Annotated in this window: 18 protein-coding genes and 1 pseudogene; 5 read left to right on the top strand and 14 right to left on the bottom strand. The window is 72.0% G+C overall.

What is annotated here, in order from left to right:
- Nucleotides 1-54: 54 nt before the first annotated feature.
- Both AFB00_RS17600 and AFB00_RS17595 read right to left on the bottom strand, forming a co-directional pair.
- Complete coding sequence (locus AFB00_RS17600) at nucleotides 55-819, bottom strand: creatininase family protein (protein WP_068798142.1); 765 nt, start codon at nucleotides 817-819, stop codon at nucleotides 55-57.
- Nucleotides 816-1,478, bottom strand: a complete 663-nt coding sequence (locus AFB00_RS17595) for a FadR/GntR family transcriptional regulator (protein ID WP_068798141.1) — start codon at nucleotides 1,476-1,478, stop codon at nucleotides 816-818. The genes AFB00_RS17600 and AFB00_RS17595 overlap by 4 nt, the downstream gene beginning before the upstream one ends.
- 196 nt (nucleotides 1,479-1,674) lie before the next feature.
- Here AFB00_RS17595 and AFB00_RS17590 point away from each other — a divergent pair, with 196 nt between their 5' ends.
- Nucleotides 1,675-2,838, top strand: a complete 1,164-nt coding sequence (locus AFB00_RS17590) for a sensor histidine kinase (protein WP_068798140.1) — start codon at nucleotides 1,675-1,677, stop codon at nucleotides 2,836-2,838.
- Nucleotides 2,835-3,206, top strand: a complete 372-nt coding sequence (locus AFB00_RS17585; RefSeq protein ID WP_231973967.1) for a response regulator — start codon at nucleotides 2,835-2,837, stop codon at nucleotides 3,204-3,206. Before AFB00_RS17590 ends, AFB00_RS17585 begins: the two co-directional genes overlap by 4 nt.
- Here AFB00_RS17585 and AFB00_RS32065 read toward each other — a convergent pair.
- Nucleotides 3,203-4,100: pseudogene (locus tag AFB00_RS32065) on the bottom strand (IS5 family transposase). The gene AFB00_RS17585 and the pseudogene AFB00_RS32065 sit on opposite strands and share 4 nt — an antisense overlap.
- A gap of 2 nt (nucleotides 4,101-4,102) precedes the next feature.
- Here AFB00_RS32065 and AFB00_RS35825 point away from each other — a divergent pair.
- Nucleotides 4,103-4,384, top strand: coding sequence for a response regulator transcription factor (locus AFB00_RS35825; protein ID WP_335726580.1), 282 nt, complete (start codon nucleotides 4,103-4,105; stop codon nucleotides 4,382-4,384).
- A gap of 83 nt (nucleotides 4,385-4,467) precedes the next feature.
- Here AFB00_RS35825 and AFB00_RS17565 read toward each other — a convergent pair whose 3' ends face one another.
- Nucleotides 4,468-4,659 carry a hypothetical protein gene (locus AFB00_RS17565; RefSeq protein WP_156819607.1) on the bottom strand — a complete coding sequence of 64 codons (192 nt, stop codon included), beginning with the start codon at nucleotides 4,657-4,659 and terminating at the stop codon, nucleotides 4,468-4,470.
- A gap of 632 nt (nucleotides 4,660-5,291) precedes the next feature.
- The gene (locus AFB00_RS17560) at nucleotides 5,292-6,701 is read right to left on the bottom strand and encodes an IS1380 family transposase (RefSeq protein WP_068798138.1); all 1,410 of its coding nucleotides are present in this window, start codon (nucleotides 6,699-6,701) and stop codon (nucleotides 5,292-5,294) included.
- Nucleotides 6,702-7,020: 319 nt separating this feature from the next.
- Between AFB00_RS17560 and AFB00_RS17555 the strand changes: the two genes are divergently transcribed.
- Nucleotides 7,021-7,311, top strand: coding sequence for a transposase (locus tag AFB00_RS17555; protein WP_060710840.1), 291 nt, complete (start codon nucleotides 7,021-7,023; stop codon nucleotides 7,309-7,311).
- Entirely contained in the window at nucleotides 7,308-8,216 is a 909-nt protein-coding gene (locus AFB00_RS17550; protein ID WP_068796814.1) for an IS3 family transposase, read from the top strand. The genes AFB00_RS17555 and AFB00_RS17550 overlap by 4 nt, the downstream gene beginning before the upstream one ends.
- On the opposite strand, the gene AFB00_RS17545 is transcribed toward AFB00_RS17550, so the two are convergent.
- The 9 genes from AFB00_RS17545 to AFB00_RS17510 all read right to left on the bottom strand — a co-directional run bounded on the left by AFB00_RS17545 (nucleotide 8,197) and on the right by AFB00_RS17510 (nucleotide 17,030).
- Nucleotides 8,197-9,429: a recombinase family protein gene (locus AFB00_RS17545; RefSeq protein WP_083276071.1), complete on the bottom strand. Its 1,233-nt coding sequence runs from the start codon at nucleotides 9,427-9,429 to the stop codon at nucleotides 8,197-8,199. The two genes, AFB00_RS17550 and AFB00_RS17545, sit on opposite strands and share 20 nt — an antisense overlap.
- An 84-nt stretch (nucleotides 9,430-9,513) precedes the next feature.
- Complete coding sequence (locus AFB00_RS17540; RefSeq protein ID WP_068798137.1) at nucleotides 9,514-9,828, bottom strand: hypothetical protein; 315 nt, start codon at nucleotides 9,826-9,828, stop codon at nucleotides 9,514-9,516.
- Between the two features lie 251 nt (nucleotides 9,829-10,079).
- The gene (locus AFB00_RS17535) at nucleotides 10,080-10,853 is read right to left on the bottom strand and encodes a hypothetical protein (RefSeq protein ID WP_068798136.1); all 774 of its coding nucleotides are present in this window, start codon (nucleotides 10,851-10,853) and stop codon (nucleotides 10,080-10,082) included.
- A 332-nt stretch (nucleotides 10,854-11,185) separates the two neighbouring features.
- Nucleotides 11,186-11,671 (bottom strand): hypothetical protein, encoded by a 486-nt coding sequence (locus AFB00_RS17530; protein ID WP_068798135.1) that lies wholly within the window; start codon nucleotides 11,669-11,671, stop codon nucleotides 11,186-11,188.
- A 2-nt stretch (nucleotides 11,672-11,673) separates the two neighbouring features.
- Nucleotides 11,674-12,654, bottom strand: coding sequence for a hypothetical protein (locus AFB00_RS17525; RefSeq protein ID WP_068798134.1), 981 nt, complete (start codon nucleotides 12,652-12,654; stop codon nucleotides 11,674-11,676).
- Nucleotides 12,654-13,304: a hypothetical protein gene (locus AFB00_RS17520; protein WP_068798133.1), complete on the bottom strand. Its 651-nt coding sequence runs from the start codon at nucleotides 13,302-13,304 to the stop codon at nucleotides 12,654-12,656. The genes AFB00_RS17525 and AFB00_RS17520 overlap by 1 nt, the downstream gene beginning before the upstream one ends.
- A gap of 414 nt (nucleotides 13,305-13,718) precedes the next feature.
- The gene (locus tag AFB00_RS36280) at nucleotides 13,719-13,880 is read right to left on the bottom strand and encodes a recombinase family protein (RefSeq protein WP_442965872.1); all 162 of its coding nucleotides are present in this window, start codon (nucleotides 13,878-13,880) and stop codon (nucleotides 13,719-13,721) included.
- Nucleotides 13,881-14,299: 419 nt separating this feature from the next.
- Nucleotides 14,300-16,060, bottom strand: a complete 1,761-nt coding sequence (locus AFB00_RS17515) for a type IV secretory system conjugative DNA transfer family protein (protein WP_068798132.1) — start codon at nucleotides 16,058-16,060, stop codon at nucleotides 14,300-14,302.
- Entirely contained in the window at nucleotides 16,053-17,030 is a 978-nt protein-coding gene (locus AFB00_RS17510) for a hypothetical protein (RefSeq protein ID WP_156819606.1), read from the bottom strand. Before AFB00_RS17510 ends, AFB00_RS17515 begins: the two co-directional genes overlap by 8 nt.
- Nucleotide 17,031 lies beyond the last annotated feature (1 nt).

Here is a 17,031-nt window from a genome sequence, read left to right as displayed (position 1 = left end):
GGCCGGAGAGGCCACCGCTCGTGCGGAACCGCTATCGTGCTGAAGGAGGCGGGATCAGGCCTTGATCCACGCCTGAATGAACTCGGTGATGTTCTGGACGATCGCCTCGACGATCGCCGCGCCGTACTCGGCGTCGGCCCGGGTCGGGTCGCCGAGGACCCCGTTGTCGGTCAGCTGGTCGTAGCGCAGCGTGAGCTTCGGGCCGCCGGTCCGGCGGGCGACCGCGCCGCGGGCGTCGAGCTGGGTCAGCTCGGTGGTGCCGGGCGTGAGCCGCTCGGTGTGCACCAGGTCGGGTGCGACCGCGAGCATCTGCGCCGTCTCGGCCTCGCCGCTGTGCCCGGTGACCTCGCACCGCGGCACACCGGAGAGCGCACCACCGGCGAGCGGGGTGAGCGGGCTCCAGGCGAACTGCAGGTCGGGGTGGGTGACGAGCAGGTCCTGGGCCACGGTGCCGAGCGTGGCGTCGTTACCGCCGTGCCCGGTCACCACCAGGATCTTGCGCCAGCCGTGCCGGTAGAGGCTCTCGACGTAGTCCCGCAGCACCGCGGCGAAGGTCGCCGTGCTCAGGCTGACCGTGCCGGCGAACTCCAGGTGGTGCGGCGAGACGCCGACCGGCAGCGACGGGCCGACGACCGCGCCGCCGTCCAGCCGGGCGACGACCTGCTCGGTGACCGCCTCGGCCCGGATCAGGTCGGTCGCCATCGGCATCCCCGGACCGTGCTGCTCGAAGGCCCCGGCCGGGAGGACCACCACCGGGCTGTCCACGACGGCCGCGGCGGCCTCGACGGTCGTCATCTCGGCGAGTTTCAGGGTGGTCATGCGCGCACCGCCTCGGCGATCGATTCCAGGTGACTGCGGGTGAGCTGTTCGGCGCGGACGGGGTCGCCGTCCCGGATCGCCTCGACCAGCTCGACGTGCTCGGCGTGGTCGCGGGCACGGTCGTCGTAGCGGTGCCGGATCTGGATCTGGTCCGACGCCCGTACGTGCAGCAGGGCCTCGACGGTCTCCCGCAGCAGGGTGTTGCCGGTGGCCGCGGCCAGCGCGACGTGGAAGTGCACCGCCGGCCGGAGCTCGCCCCGGGGCGGGTGCAGCGCGTTGGTGACGCTGTCGGTGAGCATCCGGAGCCCGGCCGCGTCCCGGGTGCGGGCGGCGGCCGCGGCGATCGACGGCTCCACGACGAGCCGGGCCTCGACCAGTTCGAGCACGCTGCCCGGAGTGCTGGACGGGCGGTGCGGGTTCGCCAGCAACCGCCGGTCCACACCGGCACCGACGTAGGTGCCGGAGCCGTGCCGGAACTCCACCGCGCCGGTGGCCTCCAGCCGGCGCAACGCCTCGCGCAGGGTCGGGGTGGTGACCTCGAACCGCTTCGCGAGTTCCCGGGACGACGCCAGCTGGTCACCCGGGGCCAGACCCTCGTCCCGGATGATCTGCAGGATGTCGTCGGCCAGTCGCTCGGACAGCGTCGTCCCGGTGCTCATAAGGTGACTAAATCACTTAGCGAGTCGTCCGGTCAAGCGCAGACCCCCTGGGCGTGCGCACGGGCCGACGTCGGCCCGCGGCCGGGGCGCCCTCACCTCCGCCACCGATCCCACAGCGGCAGGCGGCCCGGCGCGGTCCCGCTGCCGCTACCGCTCGGGTAGCGCCCGCACCACCCCGACCCGGCAGGATGACGGCATGAGCGACCGCCCGCCGACCGGTGCCCGCCGGTTCGAGACCTTCGTGCGCCGGACGACCTACAGCGCCGTCGCACTGCCGGTCGCCACCCTGCTGGGCAGCGTGCTGGTCGCCCGGGGGGACGTCGGGGCGGCCCCGCTCGCGACGGTGGCGGCGTTCGTGCTCGCCGTCGCGGTGACGGTCGGGAACATCGTCGTGCTCCGGTGGAGCATCGACACCGTCGTCGGCCGGGCCCGCCGGATCCCGGCCGGTGTGCCGGTCGCCTGGCTCCTCGTCGGGGCGGCGTTCGTGGTGGTGGCACTGCAGGCCGACCTGCCGGCGATGGAGCTGACGGCGCTGGCCGCGGTCGCCTCGGCGGCGGCCAGCGTCGTCCCGGCACTGGGCGCGCGCATCACGCTGCTGCTCAACGGCGCGGTGCTCGTACTGACGATCGCGGTACTCGGGCTCGCGAACGTCTCGGCGCTGGTGTCCGGCTCGGTCGTGATCAGCAGCGTGCTGTGGGCCACCTGGTCGAGCGCCTGGATGCTCCGCCTGCTGCTGCAGCTCCAGGCCGCACACGAGGACCGCGCCGCACTGGCGCTGGCCGAGGAGCGGCTCCGCATCTCGCGCGACCTGCACGACGTGTTCGGCCGGACGCTCGCGGCGATCGCCGTCAAGAGCTCGCTGGCCGCCGAGCTGGTGGACCGCGGCCGGACCGACCGGGCCCGGTCGGAGCTCGCCGAGATCGGGCGCATCGCCGAGGAGGCGGGCACCGGGGTCCGCCGCGTCGTGCGGGGCGAGGTACACGCCACCTGGGACGACGAGCTGTCCGGCGCCCGGTCGCTGCTCGCCTCCGCGGGCATCGAGTGCACCGTGACCGGGGACCCGGTCCCCGCCGGATCCGCCGACGCCCTCGCCTGGGTCGTCCGCGAGGGCGTGACGAACCTGCTGCGGCACGCGTCGGCCGGCCGGGTCACGATCGCCACCGCCTGCCACGACGGCGAGGTCACGCTCACCATCACCAACGACGGCGTGTCCGACGGCCGGATCGCCGGTTCCGGCACCGGCGTCGACTCGCTCGCCGAGCGGATCGGGGCGCTCGGCGGCCGCGTCACCGCGCATCGCGACGGGGACCGGTTCCTGCTCCACGCCGCCGTCCCGGCCCCGCTGGGAGCACCGGCATGATCCGCATCCTGGTCGCCGACGACGAGAACCTCATCCGCGACGCGATCGCCGGCCTGCTGGACCTGGAGGACGACTTCGAGGTCGCCGGGCGGGCCGCGACCGGGGACGAGGCGCTGGCCACGGCCCTGCACGTGCGTCCCGACGTGGCCCTGCTCGACCTGCAGCTGCCCGGCCCCGACGGCATCGAGGTCGCCCGGCGGCTGGCCACCGATCTGCCGGGCTGCCGCTGCGTCATCGTGACCTCGCACGCCCGGCCCGGGTACCTGAAGTCGGCCCTGGCCGCCGGGGTGCGCGGCTTCCTGCCGAAGACGGTCTCCTCCCGCACCCTCGCCGAGGTCGTCCGCACCGTCGCGGACGGCGGCCGCTAGGGTGTGTCTCCCAATGCGCGGAGCCAGGTGACGATCGCCTTCAGGACGGCGCCGCCGCGGAAGGTCAGGGCGAGCTTGTCGTAACGGGTGGCCAGCCCGCGCCACTGCTTGACGTGGCAGAACCCGCACTCGACGACGTTGCGGTTTCGGTAGTCGACCGGATCGAATGCGGGCGGTCGGCCGCCGCGTGAGCCCCGTCGTTTGCGGTGTCCCTGCTGGTCAGAGGGCTCCGGAATGACAGCGATGATCCGGCGCTCGCGCAGGTGCCGGCGGATCGCGCGTGAGGAGTAGGCCTTGTCCGCGCGCACGCGTTCGGGCCGGGTCCGGGGTCGTCCCGGGCCCGGTCGGGCGATGCTCAGGTGCGCCATCAGGTGCGGAAACATTGGCGAGTCGCCGCCCTGGCCGGGGCCGAGGAGGACCACCAGCGGGCGGCCGTGCCCGTCAACGAGCTGGTGGATCTTCGTCGACAGCCCTCCGCGGGACCGTCCCAGCGCGTGATCTGCTGGTTCGGCGAGCAGATTCGTGTAGTTCGATCCGGCCCCCTGTGTCGCGCTTGAGGGTCGCGGCGTGCTGGTGGGCACGGATGATCGTGGAGTCCACGCTGACCGCCCACCCGAGCACCTCGGCGGCGTCGGCCTCGATCAGAAGAGCAGCCAGGATGTGGTCCCAGGTGCCGTCGCCGCTGTAGCGGCGGTGCCGCTTCCACAACGTCTGCCACGGCCCGAACTCGGCTGGGACGTCGCGCCAGGGAAGCCCGCACCGATACCGGTAGATGATCCCCTCGAGCACCCGGCGGTCATCGCGGAACGGGCGCCCGCGACGACCCTCGGAGGAGGGCAACAGCGGCGCCAGACGGGCCCACTGGGCATCAGTCAGGACAGCGGTACGCGGCACCGATCAAGCATCGCGCACCCCGCTCCGCCTATCTGGGAGACACGCCCTACGTCGACCCGGAACTGGCCGCGGAGGCCATCAGCGCCGGTGACTCGCCACTGAGCCCCCGTGAGTCCGACGTCCTCGCCCTGGCCCGCGACGGCGCCCCGGCCGACGAGATCGCCCGTCGTGTGTCGCTCTCCACCGGGACCGTGCGCAACTATCTCGCCGCCACCATCGCCAAGCTCGGGACGACGAACCGCCACGAGGCGGCCCGCCTGGCCGCGGAGCGCGGCTGGATCTGACACGGCCGGTCAGGGGCCGGCCACACGCTTCACAGACGATCAGAACCGATCGGGCAGAAGTGGAGTGACGAGCACCTGCACACTCATCGACTCCGAGAGCGTTCACGGATCGCCACGAAGAGCGTGACGCCCAGTGCGGCCAGCCCGATGAACAATCCCCGCACCGTCCGCCACTCCGGCTGGTAGACGAGGTAGGCGGCAGCCAGCAGAAGCATGCCGAGCACGGTCACGCCGGCGAGAACCGTCCATGATGTCGGCTTCGTCTGGTCCGCCACGGTCTCATCGTAGTGCCGCGGAGTACACATCTCTGCACACGTCGGTCGATTCCGCCGGACGAATGACATGACGGCCGTCCAGCGGTAAATATCAGACCGAACACAAATTGGGCGGCACCGACCATTGTCGATACCGCCCAATTGCCACAAAGTGGAGCTGAGGGGATTCGAACCCCTGACCCCTTGACTGCCAGGGTCGATCGACGACAACCCTGACCAGCCAATACACACGTTCTCCCAGGTCACGTGGCGCAGTACAGCGCCGTTCGATGCCACCAACTTCAGCCCCGTTCACGATCGCTGCTCCACGATTGCTTCAGTCGATCAGTAAATGATCTTCACCTGATGGCGGTCGATCGGGCACCCCGATTCATTGCTGCGCCTCCGCCGGCGAAGGCAGCCACTCGCGGTGACTGCGCCAGCTCTCCGTCGCCGGGGCTACCGCCCAGCTCTGGCTCACTAGCCCGGATCTTTCGTCGGGCAGTCCCGGCTTGATCGACACCGGTGCTCGTCGGTGTGGTGGCGCTGATTCTGCCTGGCGGGTGTGACAGTTCAGCCGAGGTCGCTCGGGTGGGCGCCGGTTTCCACTGGTCCGGTCGGGGTCCTGGGTCGTCGTGACGGCGGGGTCGGGCTCAGCCGGGGACGGCGAGTGCGCGCAGCCGGGCGAGGCCTTCGCAGAGCAGCCTGGCCCAGGGTGCGTGGGCGGGCAGGTGCAGGACGGTTCGGCGGGCGTGCCGGGCTCGCTGTGCGGGCTGGGAGAACAGCCGCAGCCGGAGTCGTTTCGGTTCCCAGCGCCGCGCCGGGTGGTCGGTGTAGGCGAGCATCTGCGCCCAGGCGGTGACCTCGCAGGCGAGCGCGACAACGGCCTGCCAGATCCGGTTCTGGTCGAGCTCGTGCAAGGGCAGGTTGGTCAGCCCGGTGTCCTTCGCCGCCCGGATGCGGTCCTCGGCGCGGGCCCGGCGGCGGTGTCGTAGCTCGAGGTCGGCGAGTTGGCGGCCCGCTCCACCGGGGTGTGTGTTGGTGGCGAATGCGGTGTAGCGCAACCCGTCCGGGTCGGTGATCCGTAGCTGCGCGCCGGGGTGCGGGCGCTCGCGGCGGACGATCACCCGCATCCCTTTCGGCCAGGAGGTCAAGTTCATCAGGCCGGTCGCCTCGATGACCCAGGCTCCGGGACGGGGCTCGCGGTCGGCATCGAGCGCGGTCTGCCAGTCCGTGGCCGGGAGCGCGGCGAGCTGGTCGACCAGAGCCTGGGACAGCCCGAAGCCGACTGAATAGGACAGACGCTGCCCGGCCAGCCAGTCGAGGAGCTCATGCGAGGCACCTGCGCCGTCGACCCGGATCAGAACTTTGCGGCCGGGACGGTTGCCCGGGCGGTGGTCGGGGAGCTGGCGCAGCGCCGCCCGGATGACGGTGACGTGGTCGGTGGCGGTGTTCGACCCGGCGTTCCCGGGGCGTAGCAGCGCCGCGAGAGGCTCACCGGTCCCGGCCGCGCCGTGGTCGCAGAACGCCCACAACGGATGGTGCCCGAAGCCCTTCTTGAACGTCGGTGCGGCGCCCTGCTTGTCCGAGTGGGCGGTGATCAGGGTGGCATCCACGTCGATGACCAGCGGGTTCGCCGCGTCCGTCTGGTGGTCGGGAGCGGCGGAACCGGCCAGCGCCCACACCTTCGCCCGAGCCGTGGCGCGGGCGGCATCGATCGCCGCCAACACCGCGGTCGAGTCGGCGGCGAGGCGATCTACCGTGCGGGAGACCGTCGGGTCTGAGGCCACCGGACCGAACAGAGCGGGCTCCGCACGCAACAGCGCGATGTCGGACAGGCAGTCCCCGCCGGCGGCCAGCGTCAACGCGAGATCGAGCAGGACCTTCGCCGGGTCGTGCACCGCCAACCGCGGCCGCCACGGTTCCAACGCCTGCGACAGAGCGTGGTCGAGCCCGACCTTGCCGATGGTCTCGGTCAGCAGCCTCGTCCCGGCATGCGACACCACCGCTGTCGCGGCCGTGTCGATGTCCGGGCACGAGTAGAACCCGATAGCCTTCTTCACCTGGAGGGTGCTCCTGATTCGCGCGGATACGGGACCTCAGCAATCCCCATCCTTGCTGGTCAGTGGCACCCTCCAGCCTTCTGACACGCCCCGCTCGGCGAACCGCGATGAAAGCCCCGGGCTAGTGCCGCGTCCGGGAACGTTGGGGACGTAATCGTGTCGGCTTGATCCGTCCCGGTCTGGCGCAGGAGGCTGTGCGCCGGAGGTGATGGCCGTGGCGCGACAGCCGGAGGTGTTCGTCCGGGGACTGACCCCGGACGAGGCCCAGCGATTTGCGGTTCCCCCATGATCGGGGAGGCATCAGCTATAAGGGGTAGCGATGCCAGAGGTACGGAAGCGCTACGACCGGGAGTTCCGTGACGGAGCGGTCCGGGTCGTGGAGGAGACGGGCAAGCCGATCGCCCAGGTCGCCCGTGACCTGGGGGTCAACGAGGGCACGCTGGGCAACTGGGTGGCCCGTGCACGAGAGGCCCGCGAGGACACCGAGGGCCTGTCTCGCGGCGGCGTCGAGGAGCTCAAGCGGCTGCGCGCGGAGAACGCCGAGCTGCGGATGGAGCGTGATGTCCTCAAGCGATCCGTGGTCCTGTGGGTCAAGGAGGCGACGAAGTGAGCGTGGCCCGTTTCATCGCCGACCAGAGGACCTTCCACCGGGTGCCGCACACGCTGGCCTGCGCCCTGTTGGGGGTGTCGATCTCCTGGCTGTACAAGTGGCTCGACCGCGCCGCGCGTTCCGACGGTGGTGCCACCGCGACCGAGAAGCGCCGCTGCGCGTTGGACGCCGCCGTGGCCGTGGCGTTCGACGACGCCCAGCGGCTACACGGCTCACCCCGTCTGCACGCCGACCTGTGTGAGGCCGGATGGCGGGTGTCGGAGAAGACCGTGGCGGACTCGATGCGCCGCCAGGGCCTGGTCGCCCGCCGGATCAAGCGGCACAACGGGCTGACCCGCCAGGACCGCACGGCGCCGAAGTTCCCGGACCTGCTTCGTCGGGGTTTCACTGCGGCCGAGCCGAACCGCAGATGGGTCGGGGACATGACCGAGATCCCCACCGCGGCCGGGAAGTTGTATCTGGCCACGGTGATCGACCTGTACTCGCGGCGGCTGCTCGGCGCGGCCACGGGGCTGCACCCGAACGCCGAGCTGGCGTGTGCGGCGATCCGGATGGCGGTGGCGGCCCGCGGCGGGGCGGACCGAATCGCCGGGGTGATCTTCCACACCGACCGCGGGTCGACCTACACCGCGGGCGCGTTCACCGCTCTGTGTCGGCGGCTCGACATCCGTCAGTCGATGGGCCGGGTCGGGTCGTGTTTCGACAATGCCGCGGCGGAGGCGTTCTTCTCCAGCCTGGAGTGGGAAGTGCTGTCCCGCAACGAATTCGACACCATCAGTAGGGCGCGGGCGGCGGTCATCGACTGGTGTTACGGCTTCTACAACCACCGGCGGCGACACAGTGCCGCCGCCGGGCTCTCACCGATCAACTACGAGAACGCCGCCCTCACCCGAGACGCGGCATAAGAACCCTCCACGATCTCGGGGGAACCGCAAACACCATGCCGCGCAGCACGTAGTCGCGGCGGGTCTGGCGGTTGGCGTTGGATGCGCTGCCGTCGCGGGAGCCGCGGTGCTTGGCCGCGTCGGCGCGCATCTGGTCGTAGACGTGTTTGGGGATCAACGGTTCGTGGGTGGGCTCAGGCGACCACACCCACTTGGCCGGGTCGTTGACCGCGCCACCGCGTGAGGTGCTCGCACGCCGGTTGAACACCATGTACCCGGTGTATTTCGGGTTCTTCAGGATCTCGTAGACGGTGAGCTTGCTCCACGCGCCGCGGGCCCGGTGTCGCCCGCCCACCGGTTCGGGTGGCGGGTAGCGCTCCAGGTCGGTGTTGAGCCGTTCGGCGATGGTGCCGTAGCCCAGGCCCTCGTGGTAGCGCCACAACGCGATCTGGGTGACGGTCTCCCCGCGGGCCCCGTCGGGTTCGAGCCGGGTCTTGGACAGTCCCTTGGCCCGCTTGACCGGGTTGGGGTGGCGGATCTTGCGGGCGCGGTAGCCGTACGGTGGTTTCCCGACGTTCCACCCCTCGCGGGCGTGGGTGCACAGCCCGCCCCAGGAAAGCTCCAGGGTGTTGATGACCTCGTACTCGGCGATCGACTGATTGATGCGCCGCTGCAGGATCCGCTGCGCCCGGCTCCCGGACACGGTGATCGGCTCGTTGCTGGCGAACAGGACGACGTCGGCGTCTTCGAGGGCTCGTTCGACCGTGAGCCCTTCGTAGGCGCGCCGCGCGACCCGCGACATCGACTCGACGATCACCACGTCGAACTTGCGCCCCGGCTCCTGCGCGGCGGCGAGCAGGTCGGCGATGCCGCCGTCGCGCGGGACCGGGATGTTGAACCGCTCGTAGTCCGCGCCCCGACCGCGCCGGTCGAGCGCCATCCGCCCGGACTCGACATCCCAGTAGTGGGCGACGATCACCCAGCTCTCCGGCAACGGCTGCTTGCAGTTGCCGAGCTGTCGCGGGATCGACGACCGAGGGTCCTGCTGGTCCTCTGTGGAGGTCCGCCCCAGGAACGCGACGCGGACCTCCTGGCGCATCAGCGCCAGCGGCGCACCCAGTGGGGACACCGCGTAGTCCGACAGCCCGGACGGCCCGGACTCCGGCACCGGCCGTCGCCCACCCTGCTGCGTCCGGTCGCCGCTAGTCTGTCCCCACCGCGGATCTGCTGTCATCGTCGTCACCGTCGCTTGTCGTCAGTGATCTGGGCGATCACCAGGTCGGTCATGGAGCGCGCCGCTCGTCTCGGCGTGCACCGTTCACGTCTCGGCCGGCGGCGTCGTGTCGTCGTCGCGTCCGGCGGCCCAGGCCAGCAGAGCCGCGAGCGCATCGGCCTGCTGCCGCTGGAGGTCGTGGCTGGCGGTGTGGCGCACCGAGCCGCGGTAGACGCGCTCGCCGCCTCGACGGTCGATCCGCTGCCGGTAGCTCCACGAGTAGCCCGCTCGCTCGTCGGCGAGGTCGACCGCACCGCCGCCGCGCGGACGACCCGGCGAGTCGAGGAAAGCCCCATCATCGCCACCCCTTCCGCTTATCGGGTCACCGGACGTGTCGGTCGTGTCGAGTTCGCCCGGCATCGAATTCCCTGCCCCGGAGATCGGGGCAGCGAATTCAACATCCTCAGAATAGCATTTATCCGGGCCAGATACCCTATTGATTCCGCCCTTTCCTGCCTCGCTTTTACGCGACCTTTTCGGGAGCGAACTCCGTGGTGGTCGAGGCGGACCCGGACGCGATGCCCGCCCGGAGCGGCGTCTGTCCGCTCGGTCGATCGGGTCACGCCTGGGTGCGCCGGTCGTGGCGGGCTGCGGGTCGATCCGTTTCGGCGTCACGGCTGGGTCCCGGAGCGAGCGGCGAGCTCGGCGCGGTTCATCGCGTCGAGCGCGGCGGCGCCCAGTGCTTGCCCGGGGACCGGCTCGGTGGGATCGAGCCACATGACGCGGCCGCCGCGCAGCGACTCGACGTCGGGGGCGGTCCCTCGGGCCTCGCCGTTGCAGTGCCCTTGGTGCGGGTGGCCGATGTTCGTACGCAGCCAGAGCACGCCGCAGCCGCGGGTGAGCAGGTGGTCTGCCTGGCCGCACTCCTGTGCGAGATGCTCCGGTCCGTAGCTGGCGTCGCTGATCAGGACCAGGAGCCGAGCCGCGGGTGACTCGGTCAGACCGGCGGCGTGCGCCACCGCAGCGATCCCGCCGGGCACCGTCGAGGGGCGTCCGAACCTCGTTCGCGCGCCGTACGGTTCGTGGGTTCCCGGCAGGCCGGACGAGCGTCGCGGCGGCGAGGCTGCTCCACCGGCGGTGCCGGTGTCGGTGTCGGTGTCGGTGTGACCAGGGGCGAGACCGACGGCGGTGAACACCGGGCCGAGGGCGTCGTCGATGCCTCGTGCGGAGTCGTAGGCGGCGGTGACCAGTGACCACGCCACTCGTGTGGCGAACTCGGTCGGCGCGCGCCCGGTCGGGTCGACGTCAGACAGGACGTTGACGATTCCGAGCCGCAGCCCGGCACCCGCCCAGCCCGGGGCGTCGCGCCAACGGCCGAGGACGTCAGCGACCGCTCGGGCGTCACCGACCGGGCGATCGGCCAGCCGGGGCCAGGGCGGGGACACGACGCCCGTCGGGACGAGGCCCGGGTGGACCCCCCGAGCGCGCGTCCGGAGCAGGTTCCGGCAGCCGTGTCGGTGGCGTGGTTCCTTGCGGCAGGGCTTTCCGTCGACCATTCGTCCACACTCGGTACCCATGTCCGTCGGCTCCCTCTCTACGTTCGGTCGTTGCCTTGCGGGTGGTCGTGTCGGCGGTTCAGGTCACGTAGGTCGGGCGTCTCCCTCGCCGGTTTCCAGCCCGATCGGTCGCGCCGGTTCCCGGTTCCCGATCCGGGTGTGGACGGAAGAACGGGGTCAGGTGTCGCCCTGACCCCGACCTCCCCGCGAGCGGGACGCGTTCAGATGAGGAAATCTCGGGCCAGCGCGGTGTCGAACACGAGCAGTACCGGCCCGTGATCACGGGCCCGCACCAGGAGGCGGGTTAGCGCGTCGACGTCGTGGTGCGGCGTACCGCGGGCGATGTCGGCGAGATCGTCGGCGGTCTCGCGGGACAGGCCCTGGGTGTTGCCGTCCTCGTCGGGCGCGGCGAGGGTGACCATCACGGCACCGGCCACGAGCATCAGCGGTGCCTTGAGGGCGGTGGCGAGCCAGACCGACCGGCCATTCGCCACCCACTGCGTGTCCGGGCCGATGTCAGTGTTGATCCAGTAGGCGAACACCCCGCCAGCGGTGTGCATGCCCACCTCGGTGGCGTCGATCTCGCGGTAGAGCGTGCCGAGCTCGTCATCGCCGCCCGGCCAGTCGATGACGCGGATGGGCTTGTCCACGTCGACCGGTATGACGACGGCGTACTGGCCGGCGGCGACGTTGATGGTGCGCGGCATGCTCATCCCTCCGTCGCGGCGGAGCCCGCCGGGTCATCGGCCCGTTGCGTGGTGACCAGCGGGACCGCAGCGGCTCGCCACCCTCTACCGGAGGCGTCGGCGCCCTGGCGTGCATCGCGGGGGGACCTCGCGCCCGGCCCGGCGTCGTCCGGCCCGCCGTCGTCCGGCCCGCCGTCGTCCGGCCCGCCGTCGTCGGCGTTGACGGGGTCCCCCGTGTCGGGTTCGGTGTCGGGGTCGGGTCGTTCGAGTTCGATGCGGATGGCTTCCACGAGTAGCCCGACGGCGATGCGGGCGTTCGGGTCGAACAGCAGGGTCGTTCCCGGGTAGTCGTCGCCGATGCACAGCTTGGAGCTCGGGCACAGCCACAGCACCCCGCAGCCCGAGCGGCGCAGCACCTCCAGCTCCCGGCGGGCGCGACCGACGAAGCGCTCCGGTTGACCGAACGCATCGCAGATCAGCACGAGCAGCCGCGCAGCCCCGGGTTCGGCCAGCCGCGCGAGGTGACCCACGGTCTCGATCGCCGCATGGACGTTGCGCTGGCTGCCCGTCCCCAGCGACGGGATCCGGTCCTCGTCGCTCACGATCCAGGTCATCGGGGTGGGCTGCGCACCGGCACAGCAGACGGCCGTGGACACGGGGAGGTCGGGGATGTGGGAGCGGTGTTGCTGGGCGTCGTGGGCGGCCCGCAACAGCACCCAGCTCAGTCGGGTCGTCGCCCGGCTGAGCGCGGTCATCGTCGGACCGATGTCGGCGACGACGCCCACCCGCAGACCGCCCTTGTCGCACAGCGGTCGCGCCATCGCCTCGGAGACGACCCAGGAGGCGTGCGCCTCCAGCGCGTCGGGCTCGTGACCGACGAGTCGCCACGGCCTCGCCATGACATCAGCCAGACCGACAGACCGGTCGTCGGCCCGGTCATCGGCACAGTCGCCGGTCCGGTCGTCGCCAGCTCGGTCGTCGGCCTGGTCGGGTGTGTCGATCATCATCGGTTCCCCGTCCCTGCGTCGGCGTGGTCGGGGTGCGGGCGGTCGATCTCGGCGTCGATAGCCGCACCGAGCACCCGGGCCGCGGGTGGCTCGTCGGGGTCGATGAGCAGGGTCGCCCCGGGCAGGGTCGCGCCCACACACGGCGCGGTGGACGTGCAGAGCCACAGCACCCCGCAGCCGGAGTCACGCAGCCGCGCCAGCTCCGTCCGGGTCTGGTCAACGACATCGTGCGGTGCCTGCGCGTCGGTGATCAGCACGAGCAGGCGAGACCCACCGGGTTCGGTCAGCCGCAAGCGGCGCACCAGCCCGTAGACGCCGTCGTCAAGGCGCCCGGTCTGCCCGGCGGTGACGGCGCCGATCATCTCCGACACCCCGAAATCGGCCACGCTCATCCGCGGGACGACGCCGGGCTCGGTCTGGACCACGATCGCCTTCGCCGAGCGACGCACACCGGTGTGGACGTCGTAGCGCTGGGCGGCCAGATGCGCGCCGCAGATCAGGACCCACGCCAGCGACGTGGTGCGCCCGGCGAACGGGCGCATCGACTCCCCGGTGTCGCACAGCACGCCCAGCCGCAGCTCGCCGCCGCGGCGCGACACCGTGTGCTTCAAGAACCCGGAGATCACCTGGGCCGTTCGCTCGTCCACGGCGTCGGGTCGGTGACCGTCGGGCTTCCGCCGTTCCCGGATCGGCCCATTTCGTGTGCCACTCATTGGATACACCTTTCGGTATTCGCGTTCCCGGTCGTGCGAACGGCATAGGTGTGACGCCGAACGCTTAGGATGTCGAATCGACAGAAGCAGCGGCCAGCCGCTCGCATTGAGCCGCCCTGTCAATTCAATCCGAATATAGCCAGGCATTCCGGGCCTGGCAAATTCGCCCGATACCGGCCTCGCGCTACAGTTTTACGGGTCGCACGAATTGAATTGATGGTGGCTCACGAGTGCTGCCCCTACGGTGTTGTCGACCGTCCGAGCTGGCGCTTCGCGTGTTGTCGCGTACGGGTGACCGGCGCGCCGAATCCGGCACGGTCCGGCGGCCGACGTTTTGTGCGGATGAGTTCAGCGGGATGTGCGTACGCGTTGGACGGCGTCGTAGAAGCCCTGGCCGATCAGCGCCGGATGGCTGATTCGCGGTGAACGGATCCAGTCGCAGACCGGGACGGGTCGTCGGTGTCGGGTGCGCCCCCACACCTGGTGCCCGCAGTAGCTGGGATCGGTCAGGATGCGGGCGACGAGGGCGGGCGTCCACCGTCGTGGTTCCCCGGGTGTGTGGGTTCACGGGTCGGGGGATGTCGTCGACGGCGGACAGCGACGCCGCGATCCGGGCGTCGCTGTAGCCGTCGCAGCCCATCCGGTAGATGAGCTGCACGACCGGTGCGGCCGCGTCGTCGCGCTCCCACAGATACGGCGGGGCCACCCCGCCCGCGGCCGGGTCGACACGACCCCCGTCGGCCGGTCCGGTGGTCGAGATGCGGTAGCCGTAAGGAACGCGGGCGGGGTGGACGCCGTCACGGACGCGGTCCTGGACCCCGGCGCGGCGCCGGCGGGACAACTCCGCGTGGTACTCGTCGAGCACCGCCGCGCGGACCGTCGCCGGGATCTGCCCCGTCACGGCCAGCCGCAGCCCCGCCACTCGGCCGCTACCCCCACGACGGCCCGGCCGAGCCGGGCTCGGGCCGCAGGGCCGACCGCGGCCGGTACGGCTGCGGGCGCGGCGGCTGTCGGTGAAGCGCTGCCGCGTCGGGCCTGCGTGGGCGTTGGCGTTCATCGTGGGGCTCCTGTTCAGGTGGCGCCGCGATCGGCGGTGTCGGCCGGCGCGGTGTCGGCCGGGGTGGTTGGGGCAGTGGGATGGTCGGCGGGCCGGACGGACTCCCGGGTCGCTCCGGGCGGTCGTGCCGATCGGGTGGCTCGGGTGGTGGGAGTCGGCGGGTGCGGAAGGTGAACGCGCGGGTCTCGCCGCCGTGGCAGAGCAGGCGGGCGGCGGCGTGGAAGGCGTCGAGGTTCGCCAGGTCGTGGGCGCCGAGTTCGGGTGCGGTGTGTTTCGCCAGGCGTGCGGCGTCCTCGGGCGCGGAGGTGAACACGATCTTGGAGCGGGCGTCGGTGGCGATCCCGTCGCGCAGCTCGGGCGGGAGCTGTGCGAGGTACTGGTGGGACAGGGTCAGTCCGAGGCGGTAGCCGCGTGCCTCGGCGAGCATGTCCTCGATCTTGTAGGGCAGGTTGAGGAAGTTGTGGCACTCGTCGAGGACCAGGGAGGCGTCGCGGCGCAGGTGCTCGGGTTGGGCGGCGCGGGCGGTGGCGGCCTGCCAGACCTGGGCGACGATCAGCGACCCCAGCAGCCGGACGGTGTCCTCCCCGAGTGGGCCTTTCGGCATCCGCACCAGCAGCAGCCCGCCCCGGTCCAGGACGTGGGTCAGGTCGACCGTCGACGGCCCGCACAGCACCCGCGCCGCGAACGGGCGCAACAGGATCGCCCGTAGCTTGTTCAGCAACGGCGCGGCGATCTGCGCGCGGGCGGGTTCGGACAACCGCTCGAACCACGTCCAGAACTCACGCAGCGCCGCGGTGTGGACGCTGCCGGACGGTAGTTCGCGGATGGCGTGCGCGCGGGCGTCGGCGTTGGTCAGCAGGGCGGGCAGCATGTCCAAGCTCGGGGTCTCGGTACCGGCGCGCAGGGTCAGGCACGCCACCCGCAGCAGGTCCTCGCTGCGGAACCCCCACGCCGAGGAGAACACCCTGGAAAAGATCGTCACCACGTTCTCGGCGGCGACGTCACCGACCGCGTCGACGTCCCCGGCCATCCCCGACCCGGTGGCCGGCGCCAGCGGGTTCAGACACGGCCACGCCAACCCGTCCGGGCCGCGTCGCGGCCGGTCGGGGCCGATCACCACGGTGCGGGCGCGGGCGGCGGCGGGTAGCCGGGCCAGGATGTCGGTGACCAGGTCGCCCTTGGGGTCGAGCACGACCGCGGCGCGCCCGGCGGCGGCGTCGGCCAGCACCCCGTGCACGAGCAGGGTGCTCTTACCGACCCCGGTCGCGCCGACGATCCACAGGTGATGGCGGGCATCGGGAACGGCGAGCCCGACCGGGCGCCCCGCCACCGCATCCGAGACGCCCAACGGCCGGACACCGTGCCCGGCGGTGGGGACCTGCGGGGGCGGCGCGACAGCGGCGGCACCGGCGCGGCGCAGCCCGGGGACGTGCTCACCGACCGGAAGCCGGGCCAGCGCCGCCAGCTCGGGCACCGAGAGCAGGTCCCCGCCGCGCAGCCGCCGCGCCCGCAGGACCGGGTCGGGGCGGCGCAGGCGTCGGCGCCGGAAGTGGTTGTGCCCGGCGAACGCCGACGCGACGCTGTGCGCGATCCCCCGACTCCGTGCTCGCGCGTGCCGCTGCTGGTCACTCATCGTCCGGCCCCGCGATCTCCTCGACTGGGGTGGCGGCGGCGTAGCGGATGGTGACCCGGTAGCCGCCGGCGGCGGCGCCGAGCTTGCCGGCCACGGCGCGGTCGGCGGCCGCGTCCATCACCCGCTGCGGACCGGGACCCGACCGCGCCGGGCGCGCCGTTGACGCCCTGCTCGCCGCGGGTCGATGGCTCGACGGTCCGCCGGGTACGAGCGCTGACACCAGCTCGGTCACGACCGCGGCGACGACCTCGACCAGCCCGAACGCCAGCGCGGTCGGCAACCGCAGCGGCAACGGTCCCGCGCCGTGCCCACGCCCGCCGCGCGCGGCCGATGCTGCGGCGCGGGCCATCCGGGCGGCCGGGACCGGGCGGGCCAACACCTGCACCCGCGCCCACTGGCCCGGACCCAGACGGCCGGGCGCCGCCAACAGCGCGCGCACCGGGTCCCCGGGTGGATCGTCGGCCAGCGGCAACGTGTCCGGCCGGGCCAGGCACAGCACGCCCCCGGCGACCGCGCGGCGCTCCCGGTCCCGGCCCGGCCCCGGCGGCGCGGGCGGCGGATCGGACTGCGGGTCGCAGAACGAGATGTGCGTGTGGCTCCCAGGCCACGCGGACCGGATCGCCGAGGCCACCAACGACGCGGACACCGTGCCCGGCACCCACACCCCGATCTCGACCCCGGCGGTGGAGAACCGGTACTCGAACACGACGTGCGGCGTCCCGGCCAGCCGGTCGCGCCACCGGCTGGGTAGACACAGCCCGAGCACGGCGCGCCAGAACATGACCGCGCCGTGCGGGTCGACCTCGGGCGGCGCGAGCACCGTGATCCAGCACGCGCCCCGCAGCAGACGTCGGTGACGCAGCCGCCCCACCCATTCCCGCCCGGCGACGACGAACACCGCCACCACAAGGACCCCGGCCGCCATCGTGACGGCGTCGGTCGTACTGATCATCGGCAGGATGGGAAGCATC

The organism is Pseudonocardia sp. HH130630-07 (assembly GCF_001698125.1).
Taxonomy (GTDB): Bacteria; Actinomycetota; Actinomycetes; order Mycobacteriales; family Pseudonocardiaceae; genus Pseudonocardia.
Note: the sequence above shows the minus strand (reverse complement) of the source record. Positions and strands in the feature narration are given on the sequence as shown.

Coding starts and splice junctions, on each gene's coding strand:
- AFB00_RS17600 (WP_068798142.1), bottom strand. CDS start 819: ATGACCACCCTGAAACTCGCCGAGATGACGACCGTCGAGGCCGCCGCG.
- AFB00_RS17595 (WP_068798141.1), bottom strand. CDS start 1,478: ATGAGCACCGGGACGACGCTGTCCGAGCGACTGGCCGACGACATCCTG.
- AFB00_RS17590 (WP_068798140.1), top strand. CDS start 1,675: ATGAGCGACCGCCCGCCGACCGGTGCCCGCCGGTTCGAGACCTTCGTG.
- AFB00_RS17585 (WP_231973967.1), top strand. CDS start 2,835: ATGATCCGCATCCTGGTCGCCGACGACGAGAACCTCATCCGCGACGCG.
- AFB00_RS17555 (WP_060710840.1), top strand. CDS start 7,021: ATGCCAGAGGTACGGAAGCGCTACGACCGGGAGTTCCGTGACGGAGCG.
- AFB00_RS17545 (WP_083276071.1), bottom strand. CDS start 9,429: ATGACAGCAGATCCGCGGTGGGGACAGACTAGCGGCGACCGGACGCAG.
- AFB00_RS17540 (WP_068798137.1), bottom strand. CDS start 9,828: ATGCCGGGCGAACTCGACACGACCGACACGTCCGGTGACCCGATAAGC.
- AFB00_RS17530 (WP_068798135.1), bottom strand. CDS start 11,671: ATGCCGCGCACCATCAACGTCGCCGCCGGCCAGTACGCCGTCGTCATA.
- AFB00_RS17525 (WP_068798134.1), bottom strand. CDS start 12,654: ATGATCGACACACCCGACCAGGCCGACGACCGAGCTGGCGACGACCGG.
- AFB00_RS17515 (WP_068798132.1), bottom strand. CDS start 16,060: ATGAGTGACCAGCAGCGGCACGCGCGAGCACGGAGTCGGGGGATCGCG.
- AFB00_RS17510 (WP_156819606.1), bottom strand. CDS start 17,030: ATGCTTCCCATCCTGCCGATGATCAGTACGACCGACGCCGTCACGATG.